At 71.8% G+C, this 16,779-nt stretch carries 18 protein-coding genes; 13 read left to right on the top strand and 5 right to left on the bottom strand.

Annotation, left to right across the window (positions count from 1 at the left end):
- Positions 1-112 precede the first annotated feature (112 nt).
- Positions 113-892 (top strand): GntR family transcriptional regulator, encoded by a 780-nt coding sequence (locus LGI35_RS09110; RefSeq protein ID WP_227293390.1) that lies wholly within the window; start codon positions 113-115, stop codon positions 890-892.
- A gap of 754 nt (positions 893-1,646) precedes the next feature.
- Here LGI35_RS09110 and LGI35_RS09105 read toward each other — a convergent pair.
- Positions 1,647-2,777 (bottom strand): NADH:flavin oxidoreductase, encoded by a 1,131-nt coding sequence (locus LGI35_RS09105; protein ID WP_227293389.1) that lies wholly within the window; start codon positions 2,775-2,777, stop codon positions 1,647-1,649.
- A gap of 366 nt (positions 2,778-3,143) precedes the next feature.
- Here LGI35_RS09105 and LGI35_RS09100 point away from each other — a divergent pair, with 366 nt between their 5' ends.
- From LGI35_RS09100 to LGI35_RS09090, 3 genes are all read left to right on the top strand, one after another.
- A complete protein-coding gene (locus LGI35_RS09100) occupies positions 3,144-4,067 on the top strand; it encodes an NADP-dependent oxidoreductase (RefSeq protein WP_227293388.1) in 924 nt (307 codons plus the stop codon).
- A gap of 34 nt (positions 4,068-4,101) precedes the next feature.
- Entirely contained in the window at positions 4,102-5,040 is a 939-nt protein-coding gene (locus LGI35_RS09095) for an AraC family transcriptional regulator (protein ID WP_227293387.1), read from the top strand.
- 143 nt (positions 5,041-5,183) lie between these two features.
- A complete protein-coding gene (locus tag LGI35_RS09090; protein WP_376226566.1) occupies positions 5,184-5,399 on the top strand; it encodes a hypothetical protein in 216 nt (71 codons plus the stop codon).
- 322 nt (positions 5,400-5,721) lie between these two features.
- On the opposite strand, the gene LGI35_RS09085 is transcribed toward LGI35_RS09090, so the two are convergent.
- Positions 5,722-6,168, bottom strand: coding sequence for a hypothetical protein (locus LGI35_RS09085; protein WP_227293385.1), 447 nt, complete (start codon positions 6,166-6,168; stop codon positions 5,722-5,724).
- Between the two features lie 246 nt (positions 6,169-6,414).
- Entirely contained in the window at positions 6,415-7,212 is a 798-nt protein-coding gene (locus LGI35_RS09080; protein WP_376567782.1) for a maleylpyruvate isomerase family mycothiol-dependent enzyme, read from the bottom strand.
- Between the two features lie 72 nt (positions 7,213-7,284).
- On the opposite strand from LGI35_RS09080, the gene LGI35_RS09075 reads away from it, so the two are divergent.
- Positions 7,285-7,485, top strand: a complete 201-nt coding sequence (locus LGI35_RS09075) for a hypothetical protein (RefSeq protein WP_227293384.1) — start codon at positions 7,285-7,287, stop codon at positions 7,483-7,485.
- On the opposite strand, the gene LGI35_RS09070 is transcribed toward LGI35_RS09075, so the two are convergent.
- On the bottom strand, positions 7,482-8,135 hold the full coding sequence (locus LGI35_RS09070; protein ID WP_227293383.1) for a TetR/AcrR family transcriptional regulator: 654 nt from the start codon (positions 8,133-8,135) through the stop codon (positions 7,482-7,484). The genes LGI35_RS09075 and LGI35_RS09070 overlap by 4 nt on opposite strands.
- 125 nt (positions 8,136-8,260) lie before the next feature.
- On the opposite strand from LGI35_RS09070, the gene LGI35_RS09065 reads away from it, so the two are divergent.
- The 4 genes from LGI35_RS09065 (at position 8,261) to LGI35_RS09050 (ending at position 11,059) form a co-directional block, all read left to right on the top strand.
- The gene (locus tag LGI35_RS09065; protein WP_227293382.1) at positions 8,261-8,821 is read left to right on the top strand and encodes an NAD(P)H-dependent oxidoreductase; all 561 of its coding nucleotides are present in this window, start codon (positions 8,261-8,263) and stop codon (positions 8,819-8,821) included.
- A 178-nt stretch (positions 8,822-8,999) separates the two neighbouring features.
- On the top strand, positions 9,000-9,461 hold the full coding sequence (locus LGI35_RS09060) for a DUF6153 family protein (RefSeq protein WP_227293381.1): 462 nt from the start codon (positions 9,000-9,002) through the stop codon (positions 9,459-9,461).
- A 101-nt stretch (positions 9,462-9,562) separates the two neighbouring features.
- Positions 9,563-10,231, top strand: coding sequence for a DUF305 domain-containing protein (locus LGI35_RS09055; protein ID WP_227300251.1), 669 nt, complete (start codon positions 9,563-9,565; stop codon positions 10,229-10,231).
- Positions 10,232-10,606: 375 nt separating this feature from the next.
- Positions 10,607-11,059, top strand: coding sequence for an STAS domain-containing protein (locus tag LGI35_RS09050; RefSeq protein WP_227293380.1), 453 nt, complete (start codon positions 10,607-10,609; stop codon positions 11,057-11,059).
- A 35-nt stretch (positions 11,060-11,094) separates the two neighbouring features.
- Here the strand turns inward: LGI35_RS09050 and LGI35_RS09045 are convergent, their stop codons facing one another.
- Entirely contained in the window at positions 11,095-11,673 is a 579-nt protein-coding gene (locus LGI35_RS09045; RefSeq protein WP_227293379.1) for a TetR/AcrR family transcriptional regulator, read from the bottom strand.
- A 278-nt stretch (positions 11,674-11,951) separates the two neighbouring features.
- On the opposite strand from LGI35_RS09045, the gene LGI35_RS09040 reads away from it, so the two are divergent.
- Genes LGI35_RS09040 through LGI35_RS09025 form a run of 4 tightly spaced genes read left to right on the top strand, consistent with a single transcriptional unit; the run spans position 11,952 to position 16,762 of the window.
- A complete protein-coding gene (locus tag LGI35_RS09040) occupies positions 11,952-12,491 on the top strand; it encodes a (2Fe-2S)-binding protein (protein WP_227293378.1) in 540 nt (179 codons plus the stop codon).
- The gene (locus LGI35_RS09035; protein ID WP_227293377.1) at positions 12,488-13,480 is read left to right on the top strand and encodes an FAD binding domain-containing protein; all 993 of its coding nucleotides are present in this window, start codon (positions 12,488-12,490) and stop codon (positions 13,478-13,480) included. Before LGI35_RS09040 ends, LGI35_RS09035 begins: the two co-directional genes overlap by 4 nt.
- Positions 13,477-15,615 carry a xanthine dehydrogenase family protein molybdopterin-binding subunit gene (locus LGI35_RS09030; protein WP_227293376.1) on the top strand — a complete coding sequence of 713 codons (2,139 nt, stop codon included), beginning with the start codon at positions 13,477-13,479 and terminating at the stop codon, positions 15,613-15,615. The genes LGI35_RS09035 and LGI35_RS09030 overlap by 4 nt, the downstream gene beginning before the upstream one ends.
- Complete coding sequence (locus LGI35_RS09025) at positions 15,608-16,762, top strand: XdhC family protein (RefSeq protein ID WP_227293375.1); 1,155 nt, start codon at positions 15,608-15,610, stop codon at positions 16,760-16,762. The genes LGI35_RS09030 and LGI35_RS09025 overlap by 8 nt, the downstream gene beginning before the upstream one ends.
- Positions 16,763-16,779: the final 17 nt, after the last annotated feature.

The raw sequence follows: 16,779 nt of genomic DNA, 5'->3' as shown, positions 1-16,779 counted from the left end.
GGGAGTGGCCAGGGGGTCCGTTGACCCCCGCGTCATTTTCTACCCCCGTCCGCACTTACATACAAGCCTTGTATGTAAGTAACCTCGCAGATGAGGTGAGAAAGTGAGCGTCATGGCAGCTCAGCGGCGGGAACCGAGAAAGACGCGACGGGGCGAAGCGGAGGCATCGCGTCCGCGCGAGTCCGTCCGGGCTCGGGTGCACACCCTGCTGCGGGCGCGCATCACCTCCCTCGAGCTCCTGCCGGGCGCGCCCCTGTCGGAGAACGAGCTGGCCGCGGAGCTGGACGTCAGCCGCACCCCGGTGCGCGAGGCGCTGATCCTGCTGGGCGAGGAGTCGCTGGTCGACGTCTTCCCCAAGCTCGGTACGTTCGTCTCACGGATCAGCGTCGACGCCGTCCTGGAAGCCCAGTTCATGCGGGAGGCGCTCGAACTGGCGGCGCTGCGCGAGGCGGTGACGAAGTCCGGCGCGCAGGACATCACGGCGCTGCGCGCCATCCTCGACGCACAGCGGGCCGCGCTGAAGGCGGGGGACGCGGACGTGTTCTTCGAGCAGGACGAGGCCTTCCACCGCCGCCTTATGGAGGCGAGCGGTCACCGCACGCTGTGGCGCACGGTGGCGACCGCCAAGGCGCACCTCGACCGGGCCCGCCGGCTGAGCCTGCCGCTGCCGCACCGGATCGAGACGCTGGTCGACGAGCACACCGCGGTGGTCGACGCGCTGGAACGGCGGGACGCGGCACGCGCGGAGGACGCGCTGCGCGGACACCTCCAGGGCGTCTTCGACGACATCGGAACGATCAGGGCAAGCCATCCGGAACTGTTCGCGGATCCGCTCGAGCGGCCGGGCAGCGCCCCGGCCCGCCCACGGTTCCATCCCGGGCTGCGCGCCTGACGTCACTCACTCAAGGGGCGGCTCGTCGGCCGGTCGAGATCGACCAGATATCCCCGTAGCCGCGCCGGGTAAAGACAATGCTCAGCGCCGGGTCCGGGTGGGCTTTCCTCGGGTGACCTGGGGCTGAGCACTGTCCTGCGGTGGGGGTGGCTCGCACGTGGACGGTCGGGCGGCTCGCGGCCTCGTGGGTGGCGGCGTGTGTGGCACACCTTGCGGCCGGCGTTGCTCGGGTGGCCTTGGGCTGAGCATTGTCCTGCGGTGGGGGTGGCTCGCACGTGGACGGTCGGGCGGCTCGCGGCCTCGTGGGTGGCGGCGTGTGTGGCACACCTTGCGGCCGGCGTTGCTCGGGTGGCCTTGGGCTGAGCATTGTCCTGCGGTGGGGGTGGCTCGCACGTGGACGGTCGGGCGGCTCGCGGCCTCGTGGGTGGCGGCGTGTGTCACACACCTTCCGGCCGACATTGCTCGGATGCCGCCGCGAGAGTCTCGGGGTGGATCCTCGGTGGTACCGGCCCGGCAAGGTCGGGTGGTGCAGCGGGCCGACCTCGCCTCAGGCGACGAGCCGGCTGCCGCCGTCGAGCCGGCGGCGGCCCGCGGTCCCGCAGAGAAGCCCGGTGACTGGCGGGCCCGTCCCGCCGCCGAGGAGGCTCGACGTCCAGCCCGGCTTGACGGAAGGAATCCGTCGAGTCGTCGCCGGTCGCCGGCTGTTCCCCGGATGCGGGTCTCGACGGGCGGGCCCCTTCGGCATCTGTGTCGGCTAGCTCAGGGTCTTGAGCGCCGCTGCCGCGTCGTACGGCTTCAGCTCGTCGAAACGGCCCTCCAGGACCTTCGCCGCCCACTCCGGGTCCTGGAGCAGAGCGCGGCCGATGGCGACCATGTCGAACTCGTCGCGCTCCAGGCGGTCGAGGAGGTCGTCGATGCCCTTGACCGCTGAGCCCTCGCCCATGAACGCGCGGATGAAGTCGCCGTCCAGGCCGACGGAGCCGACCGTGATGGTGGGCTTGCCGGTGAGCTTCTTGGTCCAGCCCGCGAGGTTCAGGTCCGAGCCGTCGAATTCAGGGCTCCAGTAGCGGCGGGTGGAGGCGTGGAAGGCGTCGACGCCGGCCGAGGTGAGCGGGTTGAGGATCGCCTCGAGCTCGTCCGGGGTCTCGGCGAGCCGCGCGTCGTAGGCCTCCTGCTTCCACTGCGAGTAGCGGAAGATGACCGGGAATTCGGGGGAGACGTTCTCGCGGATCGCGGCGACGATCTCGGCGGCGAACTGCGTACGGGCCACGGCGTCGCCACCGTAGGCGTCGGTACGGCGGTTGGTCCCGGCCCAGAGGAACTGGTCGAGCAGGTAGCCGTGGGCGCCGTGCACCTCGACGCCGTCGAAGCCGATGCGCTCGGCGTCCTTGGCGGCCTGCGCGAACGCGCCGATGACGTCGTCCAGGTCGCCCTGGGTCATCGCCTTGCCCGTGCCCTCGGTGCCGTCGATGCGAAGGCCCGACGGGCCGACGGCCGGGGCCTCGGCGAAGGGCGGCCTGCCCTGCTGGCGCACCATGCCGATGTGCCACAGCTGCGGCACGATCGTGCCGCCCGCCGCGTGCACGTCCTCGGCGACCTTCGCCCAGCCGGCCAGCTGCTCCTCGCCGTGGAAGCGCGGCACCCGGTCGCTCTCCCCGGCCGACTCGTGGCCGACGTAGGTCCCCTCGGTGACGATCAGGCCCACGCCCGCGGCGGCGCGGCGGGAGTAGTAGGACCGAACGTCCTCGCCCGGGACGCCGTTCGGCGAGAACATGCGCGTCATCGGCGCCATCGCGATGCGGTTCGGGACTTTCAGACCGTTCAGGGCGACAGGGCGGGACAGGATCTCGGCAGCGCGGGAAACAGGCGACACGGCGTCAGTCACAGAGTGCTCCTCTTAGGTGCCAGTCGGTATGTGCACAAGCATGCAATCCGCGTGTGCCAACCGTTCCGGCCCCCATGGCATTCCGCAGGCCACCCTCGTCCTCGTGTGATCCAGGCCACGGCTCCGGGGTCCGTGGTGGCCGGACGGCGCCGGAGGTCTGCCACAGCGCGCCGGCCGGCGGCGCGGGACTCCCTCCGAGTGAGCATGGCCGGGGATCCCGGCCATCGAGACGCTGGGACATGTAGCCGAGACGGAAGGCTATTCAGCGGCTCATTCGGGCTCCCTATGGTGGGGGACATCGAGCGGGGCGCCGGACCGGATCCCGGGCCGGCGCCCTCAACCCCACCTGGAACAGGGAGAGTTACCGTGCGCGCAGTGATCCAGCAGTCCTTCGGCGGCCCCGAGGTTCTCGAGGTCGTGGAGACCGAGCGGCCGAAGCCGCTCTCCGGTGAGGTTCTCGTCAAGGTGCACGCCAGCGCGGTCAACCCGGTGGACGTGGCCGTCAGGTCCGGCGCCTTCCCGCTGCTCGGCGAGCCCCCGTTCGGCGTCGGCTGGGACATCTCGGGGGTCGTCGAGGAGGCCGCCCCCGGCAGCCGGTTCGCCGTGGGCGACGAGGTCTACGGGATGCCGTTCTTCCCCCGTGCCGCCACCGGATACGCCGAGTACGTCGCGGCCCCGTCCCGCCAGCTGGCCCGTAAGCCCGCGTCGGTCGACCACGTGCACGCCGCCGCCATCCCCCTGGCAGCGCTCACCGCCTGGCAGGGCCTCGTGCAGGCCGCCGGCGTGAAGGAGGGGGACCGGGTTCTCATCCAGCGGGCGGCGGGCGGTGTCGGCCACTTCGCCGTGCAGATCGCCAAGGCGCGGGGCGCCCAGGTGACCGCCATCGGCAGTGCGGCCCGGGAGGACTTCCTCCGCGGCCTCGGCGCCGACGAGGTCATCGACTACCGGACCACCGATTTCACCGACGTGGTCGAGGACGCCGACATCGTCCTCGACTCGCTCGCCCAGGGGGACCGCTCGCTCGGGGCGCTGCGTCCCGGCGGCGTGCTCATCAGCATCCTGGAACACGGCGACCCGGAGCTCGCCGCGCGCGTGGAGGCGGCCGGGCGGCGCTTCGCCGGCATCTCCGTCGAGCCGGACTACGCCGCGCTCGAGGCGATCGCCGAACTCGTCGACGCGGGCGCGATCCGACCGCACGTCGAGGAGACGTTCCCCCTGGCGGAGGCGGGCAAGGCGCACGAGCTCGTCGCCTCGGGACATGTACAGGGCAAGATTGTCCTGACGGTCTGACCGGGACGGGCCGCACCAGGGAGGGCGAGGCCGGATGGACATCCTCACCGAGGCGCTGGCCTCGATGCGCACGGGACGCCCGGCGTCCGTCCGCACCAACGGCCGCGCTCCTTGGGGCCTGCGCCTGCCTCCGGTCGCCGGCGCCGGATTTCATGTGGTGCTGTACGGGACCTGCTGGCTGGTCCCACTGGAGGACTCGGGCCCGCATCTGGAGCCGATCCCGCTGAGCCCGGGTGATGTTGTCTTCCTGCGCGACGGTCGGGGTCACATCCTCGCCGACCACCCGTCCAGCGCGGCCGAGGAGCCCAGGGCCGAGCACTTCCGGCAGGGGTCGCCGATCGGCTCGGTGGCGCTCGGCGGGGACGGCCCCGAGACCAGCCTGCTGTGCGGCAACTACCACCTGGACCAGGGCCGCCCGCACCCGCTGGTGCGCCAGCTGCCCGAGGTGGTCCACCTGTCGACGCGGCACGGCCGTCACCCGGAGCTGAGCGCCGCGGTCCAGCTCCTCGGCTCCGAGCTGGAGAATCCGCGGATCGGCTCGGACGGCATCGTCCCCACACTGATCGACTCGCTGCTCCTCTACATCCTGCGCGCCTGGCTGGACGACCAGCCCGCCTCCGCCGCGCAGGGCTGGGCCGCGGCGCTCGGCGACTCGGCCGTCGCGCCCGCGCTCGCGGCCATGCACGGCGACCCGTCGACCCAGTGGACCGTCGAGTCGCTGGCCGAGCGGGCCGGGCTGTCCCGCGCCGCGTTCGCCAGGCGGTTCACCGCGCTGGTGGGGGAGCCGCCCATGGCGTATCTGACCCGTTGGCGCATGACGACGGCGGCCCGGCTGCTACGGGAGTCGGACGCGCCCCTGACGACGGTCGCCGCCCGCACCGGCTACGGCTCGGAGTTCGCTTTCGCCAAGGCGTTCAAGCGGGAGTACGGGCTCGCCCCGGGCGGCTACCGGCGGCAGGCCGGAGCGGCGTAGGCGGAGCCGCGTCGGCGGGGCGGCACAGGAGGGGTGGCGCAACAGTGGGGGCGCAGGCGGGGCGGCATTCGAATGAAAGTTCGAGTGGGGGTGCGTTTTCCGGTTCCCGGGACCATTCTTGAGGTATGGCCGAAGGTGCGCCCGTGACCGTGCACCCGCCCCTGCCTGACGGCGGTCGACGGGTGACGATTCGCGGCAAGGATGTGGGGACGGCGTACAACCTGCTCGACGTCCTCGAATTCCTGCGCGCCGCGGGCCTTCCCGAAGCGGACACGGCCGTCGACGACCCGGAACTGATCGACTGGCATGATGCGGGCCCCGACTCCTGGGGCCCGGACGGGCCGGATACGGCTTCGTGACCGGTCGGCCGTGGGGCGCTTGCGCGCGCTGGTCAGGACGTGTGCGTGGACCGGTCAGTCGACTGCACTGAGTCGGTGATCGGCTCGACTTGAGGGTGGCGGGTGTCGAGGATCGCGGCGCGTTGGTACATGAGACCTCCAGGATGCACAGAGAGGTGATGGACGGGCGGGTTCGCCTGCCGAAGAGCGGTGCGGTTGTCGCCGGGGAGAGGGAGTCGCTGCCGTGGGTGGTGATTGATGGGGCGGGGCGGCGGATTCCGTCGGTCAACAGCTACTTGCTGGATCCGATGCTGGGTGAGGTCAGCCCGCTGACCTGCCGGAGTTACGGGAACGACCTGTTGCGCTGGGTCCGCGTGTTGTGGGCGGTCGATGTCCTGACATCGCTTGCGCACTGACCGTTTTCGGGATGGAGCTCAAGGACCTGACGGCGGAAGGTCTGCTGCACTGCGCGGTCGAGGCCCGCGAGCACGGTCTCGCCGGTGAGGACATCAAGGACCGGACCTTCGCCGCGGCCTTGGCCTGGCCGGTCCTGCACGACATGGGGCACTTCCCCGAGTCCGTCCCACGCACCTTGCGCGGCGCGGTCACCCGCGGCCGGCTCACGGTCGGGGAGGCCGTCGACCGCCACCAACTGCGCAATCGAGCAGTCCGGGACCTGCTTCAGGGTCAAGCACCTTCGCCGCCGCTGCGCGAGCATGGACTGCTCGACCCGGCGCAACGCCATCCACCAGCTGGTGAAGTTGTGGTGGAAACAGATCGGGGAGATCAACCCTCACGTCCTGGCCCAGGTCATCCGGCGCCACCGGGACGAGCACGGCACCGTCCCGGTCTGTCAGCGCTACGACCGGCAGCGCCGACCAGGCGCACCGATCAGCTTGTGAGCCGCCGCCTTGGTCAGCCGCTTCGCGGCCGTGACGGTCTGCTCCCCCCCGCGGCCCCGAGGCCACCACGGCGTGGTTGTAGCCGTTGGCGGGAGGCATGCCCCGGGGCGCACGAGGTGACGCATCGTCACGTCCTACTCATCCGGGTCCCAGGCGCTGAGCTGCTCGAAGAGACGTCGGTCGCCGTCGAGCTTCAGGGAGTCGATCGGGATTCGGTCGTGCAGGATGAGGACCAGCTCATTGGCCGTGCCCCGAACGGAGAAGGAGGCGGCGTCCGGGTCCTGGCCGGCAGCGGTGGCCGGCATGGTGCCGGGCCCGGGGAGGCGGGCGCTCCGTGCGCCGTCGGCGGAGAGCGAGAGGCGCCAGGAGCGGCCCTCGGAGGCGTGGAAGTCGATGACAGCGGGCTTGTGCGGCCAGGCACTTGCCGTTGTGACGCAGGTGGACAGGAACTCGTCGACACCGTCGAGCGCCACCTCGTCCGGCAGTGGCTGCGGGGCACCTACGGTGATCTGGGCGTCGTACGTGTGCACCGTCATCTGCTGGAGTTGGTGCCGGGCTACGGCACCGGAGGTGTGCGGCGACTGCAACGTCTCCCACCACGCCCAGCAACCGCGATCCGGGCCGGCCTTCCGCAATGCGTCCAGCAGTTGCTCCGTGGACTCCGCCAACCAGGTCAGCAGGGCCTCGCGCTCCCGAGGCGCAGCCGGGGCGCCCTCCGCTGCGGACTTGGCCGGAGCAGGTCCTGCGGCGACGGTGGCGGCCCAGTCGCGGCGCCCCTCGCCGATGTGCTCCGCCAGATCGAACAGCGTCCATTCGGGGCAGGTCGGCACCTGTACGTCGAGGCTGGGCGCGGAGGCGACCGCGGCGCGGAAGGCAGTCGACCGTTCGTCGATCAGTCGCAGCAGAACGGGGAACTCGAGTGTCATGGTCACCGTGAATCTCTATCACTGCGTTCCGACAATCGGACAGCGATTTTCGCAGCCGCCGTCGTAGGCGGACCCAACATGCTGACCTTCGCCGTCGCGCTGAAGGACAAGGGCGTCCCCGTCCCCGACATCGCGAAGAAGCTCACCGTCAAGGCGGGGAAAAACGCGGGCAAGTCCCCCTCGGTCGCCTCGCTCCACCGGGCACTCGCGGAAGCCGGGGCCGAGTTGGTGCAGAGAAGGTCCGGCTGGGACGTCCCGTACGCGAGCCGGTCCGGCTAGGACGTTCGCGCGAGCCGGTCGAGCAGCTCGTGCCAGCCCGCCTCCACGCGGTCCAGCGGCATGCCCCGCTCGACGGTCAGATGGTGGACGAGCGCGGTGTCCGCGGCAGCCAGCAGGGTGTGCGCGAGGAGATCGGTGTCGCCCCGCACGCCCGCCTGGCGCAGCAGCAGCGTGACGTGCGTGTGGCGCAGGCGGTTCGCCGGGACCGCGTAGTTGCGCAGCGGGTCCGTGCGGGCGGCGAGGATCAGTTCGTGGTGGTCCCGCTCGTGACGGATGAGGGCAGGCCCGAAGGCGTGCAGGCGCTCCAAGGCGGGCGCGTCCGGCCCCAGAGGTGGCGGGCCCGAGAGGAACGCCGCCTGAAGCTGCCGCTCCCGGTGGTCCAGGAGGGCGATGAGCAGCCCGGTCCGGTCGCCGAAGCGCCGGAAGACCGTCCCCTTGCCGACTCCGGCAGCCGTCGCCACCGCCTCCATGGTCAGGTTCGCCGCCCCGCAGTCGGACATCAGGCGTGACGCGGCCTCCAGCAGGCGCGTGCGGTTACGCGCCGCGTCCGCCCGCAGGGCAGGCTGCTCGCCCGCCGGTGTCAGGGCGAGGTCGGTCGGTCCGCCCTGGGTGCCGGACGTCGTGACGAGGGGTGGGATAGGGCCGGTCATGGCTTCAGAGTAGCGCCGGGAGCCGACAAGTGGACCGCGGTCCGGATAGGTGGTACAACTTTAAACGGACTTCGGTCCGGTTGGACTGTGCACGAGATCCGTACGCCCTTGTCTGGAGTTATGCCATGTCTGTTCGCATCCTCGCCCTCGTCGGCAGCCTCCGCGCCGGTTCCCACAACCGTCAGCTCGCCGAGGCCGCCGCCAAGCACGCGCCCGCCGGCGCCGACATCCAGCTCTTCGAGGGCCTCGCCGACGTGCCCTTCTACAACGAGGACATCGACGTCGAGGGCAGCGTCCCCGCCGCTGCCGCGCGGCTGCGCGAGGCCGCCGGTCAGGCCGACGCCTTCCTCCTCTTCTCGCCCGAGTACAACGGCACCATGCCGGCCGTCCTGAAGAACGCCATCGACTGGCTGTCCCGCCCGTACGGCGCCGGCGCGATCTCCGGCAAGCCGGTCGCCGTCGTCGGCACCGCGTTCGGCCAGTACGGCGGCGTGTGGGCGCAGGACGACGCGCGCAAGGCCGCGGGTATCGCCGGTGCCGCGGTGCTCGAGGACGTGAAGCTGTCCATCCCCGGCTCCGTGACCCGCTTCGCCGAGACCCACCCCGCCGACGACTCCGAGGTCGCGACCGCGCTGACCGAGGTCGTCGGCCGCCTGAGCGAGCAGGCCACCCCCGCCGCTGCCTGAGGCTCCTGACACGAGTACGGCCGGAGGTCCGGGACGACGACTGTCCCGGGCCTCCGGCCGTTCCCGTTCCGGGGGAGCCCCTACTGGTTTCCGGGCGAACCCCGGCCGCGGCCACGAACGGCTGACCCGCGGCGGCCCCGGAGCGCGCACGCCGGTCCTCTCTGCCTACGATGCAGCGGTGACCACCCGTCTCGGACCGCCCGCGCGACCGCAGTTGACGCTGCGGTTCCTCGGGCTGCTCGTAGGCACCGTGCTCCTGGGCCTGCTCGGCATGCACGGCCTGGGACCCGTGCCGGCGGGCGCGCACGGCGAGATGCGTCCCGCGGCCGCGTCCGCCATGGGTGCGGGTGCCGCAGCGGACGCCGGTGACCATGCGGGGCCCGGACAGCAGGGTGTCAAGGCTTCGGCTTCCGACCTGTGCGACCACGGTGACGGCGGCTGCGGCGGGCACATGGCGCACGCCGACTCGGTCTGCGCCTCCGCCTCCGTCGCCGGATCCCCGACAGTCGCGCCCGCGATGCTCCCCGACGTGGTGGCCTGCTCCGCCCGCCCGGAGGCCCACGCCTCGTCGGCCGGCAGGGGCCCCGACGGCGGCCGCGCCCCGCCGTCACTCTCGGAACTCCAACTCCTGCGGATCTAGAACGGCCCGCGCGGCACCGCACGCCCCAAGGGGCGGCGCCGCGCACGCGCGAGCCCTTCACCCAAGATCAGCATCAGGAGTTCCGCATGACCGCACACCGCATGACCGCACACCGCACGTTCGTCCGCCGCGCCGCCTTCGCCGCCACCGTAGGGGCGGCCGCCCTGGTGCTCGCCGCCTGTGGCAGCGACAAGTCGGCCGGGGGGCGCGACATGGGGGCGAAGGAATCCGGCTCGGCCGCGTCCGCCTCGCCCCAGGTCGACGACCACGCCAAGGCAGAGGGCCGCAACGACGCCGAAGGTCACAACAGCGCCGACGTCTCCTTCGCCAAGGAGATGATCCAGCACCACCGCCAGGCCGTCGAGATGGCCGAACTGGCCGAGGGCCGCGCCGCGTCGAAGGACGTCAAGAGCCTCGCCTCCAGGATCGAGGGAGCCCAGGACCCCGAGATCGAGGACATGTCCGGCTGGCTCACCGCGTGGGGTGAGGAAGTCCCCGCCGACATGTCCGGCATGGGTCACGACATGTCCTCGTCCATGCCCGGCATGATGAGCGCCGGTGACATGGACGAGCTCAAGAAGGCCTCCGGCGTCGACTTCGACAAGAAGTTCCTCGCGATGATGGTCAAGCACCACGAGGGCGCCGTCGCGATGGGCGGGACCGAGAAGTCCGGCGGCAAGTACGGCCCCGCGACGCGGCTCGCCGCCGACGTGGTGACCGCGCAGACCGCCGAGATCGAGCAGATGAACAAGATGCTCGGCAAGAGCTGACGGTTCCGAACGATGTGAGATCTGACGGATCCGCCAGGGCCGAAAGACCTGACGGATCCGTACGGTCAGGCGAAATGCCCTGGGTGGGCGCGCCGTACGCCCCAGAGGTGTGGCCGACAGGCACCCTGTCGGCCACACCCCGGCGGGGTGCGCGCACAGGCTGCTCGCCGCCGGACCGGTGACGACACGCGCAATCGGGGGCATGGTGGGAGACCCTCACCGCAACGGCCGCCCGGCACCCGTGCCGACCGTGAACCGGGGCCCGCCACGGCCTGATCGTGCCGCCCCGGGGCACTCGTCCGGTTCGGGAACCGGCGCCGGTGTGTGCGAGGCTCGACGCCAAGGGCCTTCGTACGTCGGCCGGATGGAGGTGTGATGTCCACGCAGAGCCACCGTTTGATGATCACCGAGCTGGCGAGCTGCGAAGGCTGCGCGGTGCTGCGGGTCAGCGGCGAACTCGACCAGAGCGGTGAGGGCCTCTTCCTGGGCACGCTCGGTGCCTGCGTCGACGCGGGCCACCCGTACCTCGTCCTCGACGTCACCGCGCTCTCCTTCTGCGACTCACGCGGTCTCTACTGTCTGCTGGCCATGCGGTGGCTGCTGGACCGCCGGGGCGGCAAGCTCCTCCTGGCCGGGGCGGGGCGTCGGCTGACCGAACTCCTCACCCAGACAGGCAGTGTCGATCTGCTTCCCGCCCAACGGTCCGTCGGCCAGGCCCTGTTGTCGCTGCCTCCCTCGCACCGGCCGGTCTGGCCACCCGTGACGAGCCCCGACGCACTGGACGACGGGCCGCCCAGACCCCCGCGTCCCCGGCCCCCTACGCCCTGACGGGCCCGGCCTGGGGCAAGAGGGAGGCACCCGCCTCAGGCGGCCCCCGGCGCACCGGCGCGCAGGCCGTCCATCACCAGGTCGAACAGCCACCCGGCGCGAGACTGCCAGTCGCCGTGCGGGTCGATCTGCCAGAGCCCGGCGATGGCGAGCGCGAAGTCCTCCGGTGTCACCCCGGGGCGGATCGTGCCCGCCTCCTCGTTCGCCTTGAGCAGGAGCGACATGGCCGAGGTCACCGGGCCGTGGCCGAGGGCGGCCAGGCTGCCGCGCGCGGTGGCCTGACGCAGCGCGTCCGCCAGGCCTGCCTTCGCCATGGCGTACTGGGCGAGGCGGTCCATCCACGCGCGCAGGGCCTCGTCGGGAGCGCGGGCCGCGAGCAGCTGGGACGCGGTGTCGGCGACCTGCTGCATCTCGTAGCGGTAGACCTCGAGGACGAGGGACTCGCGGTTGGGGAAGTTGCGGTAGAACGTGCCCTGGCCGACGCCCGCCTTCTTCGCGATCGCGCTCAGCGGGGCGTCCGCCGACCGTGTCAGCTCGACCAGCGCCACTTCCAGGATGCGGTCGCGATTGCGTTGCGCGTCCGAGCGCAGCGGCGCGTCCTTCTTCGGCTGCACCCGTCCCCCTTCCGGGAATCACGAATCCGTACGCCGGTGCCAAGAACCGGTACGCCCTTGCTAAGCGGACAGCTGTCCGTTAGGTTCGACGTAGCGGACACTTGTCCGCTTAGGTCCACCATAGCGGCAGATCCGGCTCCGGTTAACGTCGCCGGCCACCGCAATCGGCCTTTCGGCCGACGCGCGCGCGGCAGGCGCGCAATCCTGAAATTCTTCCTCTACGTACAGCCCTCGCATACGTACAGCCCTCGCACCCCATGAGCGAAAGAAGGCTGATCATGGCCCCATCGACGTCCAGCGTCATCACGCTGAACATCAATGGTGAGAAGTACACGCTGCCCGTCGACCACCGCACCACCCTGCTCGACGCCCTGCGCGAGCGACTCGATCTGCCGGGCACCAAGAAGGGCTGCGACCAGGGCCAGTGCGGCGCCTGCACCGTGCTCCTCGACGGCCGTCGCGCCGTCTCCTGCCTGCAGCTCGCGGTCGCCGCCGAGGGGCGTGAGATCACCACCATCGAGGGCGTGGCCGACGCCGACGGGCTGCACCCGGTGCAGCAGGCGTTCCTCGACCTCGACGGGTACCAGTGCGGTTACTGCACCCCCGGCCAGATCTGTTCGGCCCTGGCCGTCATCGAGGAGCACGCGGCGGGCTGGCCCAGCGCCGTCACCGCCGACGTGCGGCCGGAGGCGGGTGTCCCGCCGTTGACCGCCGACGAGATCCGGGAGCGGATGAGCGGCAACCTGTGCCGCTGCGGCGCCTACGTGTCGATCGTCAAGGCCGTCGCACGCGCCGCAGGAACGGAGGCAGTCGCATGAAGGAGTTCGGTTACGAGCGCGTCTTCGACGTGCCCGCCGCGGTCGCCCTGCTCGACGCCGACCCCGACGCGCGCTGTCTGGGCGGCGGCACCAACCTCGTCGACCTGATGAAGACGGGCGTCGAGAGGCCGGCCCGGCTCGTCGACGTACGAGAACTGCCCCTCGGCGAGATCGAGTCGACGCCGGACGGCGGCCTGCGCATCGGTGCGACGGTCACCAACAGCGACCTCGCCGCCCATCCCGACGTGCGCCGCCGCTACCCGATGCTCGCGCAGGCCGTCCTCGCGGGCGCATCGGGCCAGCTGCGCAACATGGCCACCGTCGGCGGCAATCTGCTCCAGCGCACCCGCTGCGGCTACTTCACCGACCTGGCCAAACCCTGCAACAAGCGCACGCCCGGCAGCGGTTGCCCCGCCGTCGAGGGGGAGCACCACAACGCCGCGATCCTCGGCGCATCCGCGCACTGCGTGGCCGTCCACCCCTCGGACATGGGAGTGGCACTCGCCGCACTCGACGCCGTCGTCGCGTACGAAACGGTGGACGGCCCGGGCGAGTTGGCGCTGGCGGAGTTCTACGCGCCCGTGGGGGAGACCCCTCACGTGGAGACGGCGCTGCCGCCCGGCGCGCTCATCACCGCCGTCGTCCTGCCCCCGGCGCCGGTCGCCGCCCTCTCCCGCTACCGCAAGGTCCGCGAGCGCGCGTCCTACGCGTTCGCGATCGGCTCCGTCGCCGCCGCGCTCGACGTCCGGGACGCAGCCGTCCACGAAGTGCGCCTCGCCTTCGGGGCGGTGGCGTCACGGCCCTGGCGCGCACGCGTGGCCGAACGCGTCCTGACCGGCGGCCCCGCGACCGCCGAGGCCTTCGCCGCCGCCGCGGACGCCGAACTCGCGGCCGCCGAGACGCTGCCCCACAATGGATACAAGGTGACGCTGATGCGCAATCTCGTCGTGGCCGTGCTGACCGAGCTCGCCGAGGAGGCCGCCCGATGACCACGACGACCACGACGGTCCCGGTGACGAGCGCCGTCGGAACCTCGTACACGCGCGTGGAGGGCCGGGACAAGGTCACCGGGGCGGCCCGGTACGCGGGGGACGTCCCCTTCGCCGAACTCGCCCACGGCTGGCTGGTGCTGTCCACCGTCGCCCGCGGCCGGATCCGCTCCGTCGAGTCCGACGCAGTGCGTGAGATGCCGGGAGTCCTCACCGTCCTGCACCACGGCAACGCGCCGCGCGTCGACGGGAACTATCTCGGCATGCTGGGGCGCCCCGACCCGATCGTCGAGGTCTTCCAGCACGACCGGGTGCCGTTCGTGGGCTGGCCGGTGGCGCTGGTCGTCGCGGAGACCTCCGAGCAGGCCAGGGAGGCCGCCGAGGCGCTCGTGGTGCGCTACGAAGAAGAGCCTCACGACGTTGCGTTCTCCTCCGCACACCCCGACACCTACACGCCGGACGGCGACGGCACACTGGTGGAGAAGGGCGACCTCGCGGCCGAACTCGCCGCGTCCGTCCACGTCGTGGACGAGGAGTACACCACCCCTGAAGAGCACCACAGCTCGATGGAACCGCACGCGGCGACGGCGCGCTGGGACAACGGGCGCCTCGAGATCGTCGACTCCAACCAGGGCAGCACCTGGGTCGCGCAGGAACTGGCGAAGCTGTTCTCCCTCGACCCGGCCTCGGTGCGGGTGCGGTCCGAGCACATCGGCGGCGCGTTCGGGTCCAAGGGCGTGCGCGTACACCAGATCCTCGCGGTGATGGCGGCGACCGCACTCGACCGCCCGGTCAGGGTCGTTATGACCCGACGTCAGATGTTCTCGCTCGTCGGCTATCGAAGCCCCACGGCCCAGCGCGTCCGGCTCGGCGCCGACACCGACGGGCGGCTGCGTGCCCTCGACCATCAGGCGCACTGCCTCACGTCGACGGTCCACGAGTTCGTCGAGGGGAGCGCCGGGTTCGCGCGGCCGATGTACGCCTCCGACGCCCACCGCAGCGTCAACCGCGTGGTGCGCCTGGACGTGCCGACCCCGACCTTCATGCGGGCGCCCGGTGAGGCTCCGGGTTCCTTCGCCGTCGAGTCCGCGCTCGACGAACTCGCCGAGCGGTGCGGCATGGACCCGATCGCGCTGCGCGCCCGCAACGAACCGGACGTGGGTCCTGTCTCCGGGCTGCCGTTCGGCTCCCGCAACCTCCTGGCCTGTTTCGAGGAGGGGGCCCGCAGGTTCGGCTGGGCGGACCGGGACCCGTCTCCCGGCCGGCGGCGTGACGGGCGCTGGCTGCTCGGCACCGGCACGGCCGCCGCCACCTTCCCGGTGATCGCCGCGCCGTCCACGGCGGCCGTGACCGCGGAGGCCGACGGGACCTTCACCGTGCGGATCACCGCGTCCGACGTCGGGACGGGGGCGAGGACCGCGCTGACCCTGCTCGCGGCGGAGGCCCTCGATGTGGCCCGGGAACGGGTCCATGTGCGCATCGGCGACAGTGACTTCGGCCCGGCGGCGATCTCGGGCGGCTCCATGGGCACCCGCTCATGGGGCTGGGCCGTCACGGCCGCAGCGCGGGACCTGCGCGAGCAGTTGGCTCTCGGTGGCGACATCCCGCCGCAGGGAGTCACCGTACGGTCCGACACCAGCGCCGCCGTCGGCGCACTCGCGCAGAAGGAACGGCACTCCTTCGGCGCCCAGTTCGCCGAGGTCGCCGTCGACGTCACCACCGGCGAGGTGCGCGTACGGCGCATGCTCGGCGTCTTCGCCGCAGGCAGGATCGTCAACCCGCTGACCGCGCGCAGCCAGTTCATCGGCGGGATGATCTGGGGACTGTCCATGGCGCTGCACGAAGAGGCGATCCGGGACCAGGTGACGGGCGGCCACGTCGGAGCCGACCTCGCGGGCTACCACTTCGCCGCGAACGCCGACGTACCACTGATCGAGGCGGACTGGGTCGACGACCCTGATGCCGACGACCCCGTCGGGATCAAGGGCATCGGCGAGATCGGCATCGTGGGCGCGGCCGCGGCCGTCGCCAACGCGGTCTGGCACGCGACCGGCGTCCGCCACCGTCACCTGCCGATCCGGCCCGACCGCGTCCTGTCGGCCGGGGCCCCCGCCGAGGGCGACGGCGATGCTTGACATCGCCGACGAGCTGAACCGGTGGGCCGGACAGGGCCGGGACTTCGCCGTCGCCACCGTCGTGTCGGTGGGCGGCAGCGCACCCCGCCCGCCCGGCGCCGCCCTCGCCGTCGACAGCGAGGGCACGGTCATCGGTTCGGTCTCCGGCGGCTGCGTCGAGGCAGCGGTCTACGAACTGTGCGTGCAGGTGCTCCAGGACGGCGGGTCCGTCCTGGAGCGGTTCGGCTACAGCGACGAGGACGCCTTCGCCGTGGGGCTCACCTGCGGTGGCGTCATCGAGGTCCTGGTCACGCCGGTGCGCGCCGACGCGCCGGACAGGCCCGTGTTCGCGGCGGCGCTCGCGGCCACCGCCCGCGGCGAGACGGCCGCGCTCGCCCGGGTGGCCCGTGGACCGGACGAACTGCGGGGCGGGGCGCTGCTGGTGAGGGCCGACGGATCGTACGAGGGACGGCTTGCCGGAGGCTCCGGTCTCGAGCGCACCGTGGCGGGCGAGGCACGGGCCCTCGTCGCCGCGGGCCGCACCGGCACGTTCGACCTCTCGGCCGACGGCTCCCACTGCGGCGCCGACCTGACGCTCTTCGTCGAGTCGAGCACGCCACCGCCCCGAATGATCGTCTTCGGAGCCATCGACTTCGCCGCGGCTCTGGTCCGTACGGGCAAGTTCCTCGGCTACCACGTGACGTTGTGCGACGCGCGCCCCGTCTTCACCACGCGGGCCCGCTTCCCCGACGCCGACGACATCGTCGTCGACTGGCCGGACCGCTACCTGCGGCGCACCACGACCGACGAACGCACGGTCCTGTGTGTGCTCACCCATGACGCGAAGTTCGACATCCCGCTTCTGGAGATCGCGCTGCGGCTGCCCGTCGCATTCGTGGGAGCGATGGGCTCACGCCGGACCCACGAGGATCGTGATCGCCGCCTCCGTGAAGTCGGTCTGACCAGCGAGGAGTTGGCCCGCCTGCACTCACCGATCGGGCTGGACCTCGGTGCCCGCACACCCGAGGAGACGGCCCTGTCCATCGCGGCGGAAATCATCGCGTCGAGACAGGGCGGCACGGGGGTACCCCTCACGGTTTCGCGAACTCCGATCCATCACGACGCAGAGGCGGGGGAGCGGCGCCGTATCGTGTCGGGGCGGATCTGAGGGGCGCCCGTGGCTGG

This window comes from Streptomyces longhuiensis (assembly GCF_020616555.1).
Lineage (GTDB): Bacteria > Actinomycetota > Actinomycetes > Streptomycetales > Streptomycetaceae > Streptomyces > Streptomyces longhuiensis.
Note: the sequence above shows the minus strand (reverse complement) of the source record. Positions and strands in the feature narration are given on the sequence as shown.

Excerpts from the sequence above, each read along its gene's own strand:
- LGI35_RS09110 (WP_227293390.1), top strand. The coding sequence starts at position 113 with ATGGCAGCTCAGCGGCGGGAACCGAGAAAGACGCGACGGGGCGAAGCG.
- LGI35_RS09095 (WP_227293387.1), top strand. The coding sequence starts at position 4,102 with ATGGACATCCTCACCGAGGCGCTGGCCTCGATGCGCACGGGACGCCCG.
- LGI35_RS09075 (WP_227293384.1), top strand. The coding sequence starts at position 7,285 with ATGCTGACCTTCGCCGTCGCGCTGAAGGACAAGGGCGTCCCCGTCCCC.
- LGI35_RS09070 (WP_227293383.1), bottom strand. The coding sequence starts at position 8,135 with ATGACCGGCCCTATCCCACCCCTCGTCACGACGTCCGGCACCCAGGGC.
- LGI35_RS09065 (WP_227293382.1), top strand. The coding sequence starts at position 8,261 with ATGTCTGTTCGCATCCTCGCCCTCGTCGGCAGCCTCCGCGCCGGTTCC.
- LGI35_RS09055 (WP_227300251.1), top strand. The coding sequence starts at position 9,563 with ATGACCGCACACCGCACGTTCGTCCGCCGCGCCGCCTTCGCCGCCACC.
- LGI35_RS09050 (WP_227293380.1), top strand. The coding sequence starts at position 10,607 with ATGTCCACGCAGAGCCACCGTTTGATGATCACCGAGCTGGCGAGCTGC.
- LGI35_RS09040 (WP_227293378.1), top strand. The coding sequence starts at position 11,952 with ATGGCCCCATCGACGTCCAGCGTCATCACGCTGAACATCAATGGTGAG.
- LGI35_RS09035 (WP_227293377.1), top strand. The coding sequence starts at position 12,488 with ATGAAGGAGTTCGGTTACGAGCGCGTCTTCGACGTGCCCGCCGCGGTC.
- LGI35_RS09030 (WP_227293376.1), top strand. The coding sequence starts at position 13,477 with ATGACCACGACGACCACGACGGTCCCGGTGACGAGCGCCGTCGGAACC.
- LGI35_RS09025 (WP_227293375.1), top strand. The coding sequence starts at position 15,608 with ATGCTTGACATCGCCGACGAGCTGAACCGGTGGGCCGGACAGGGCCGG.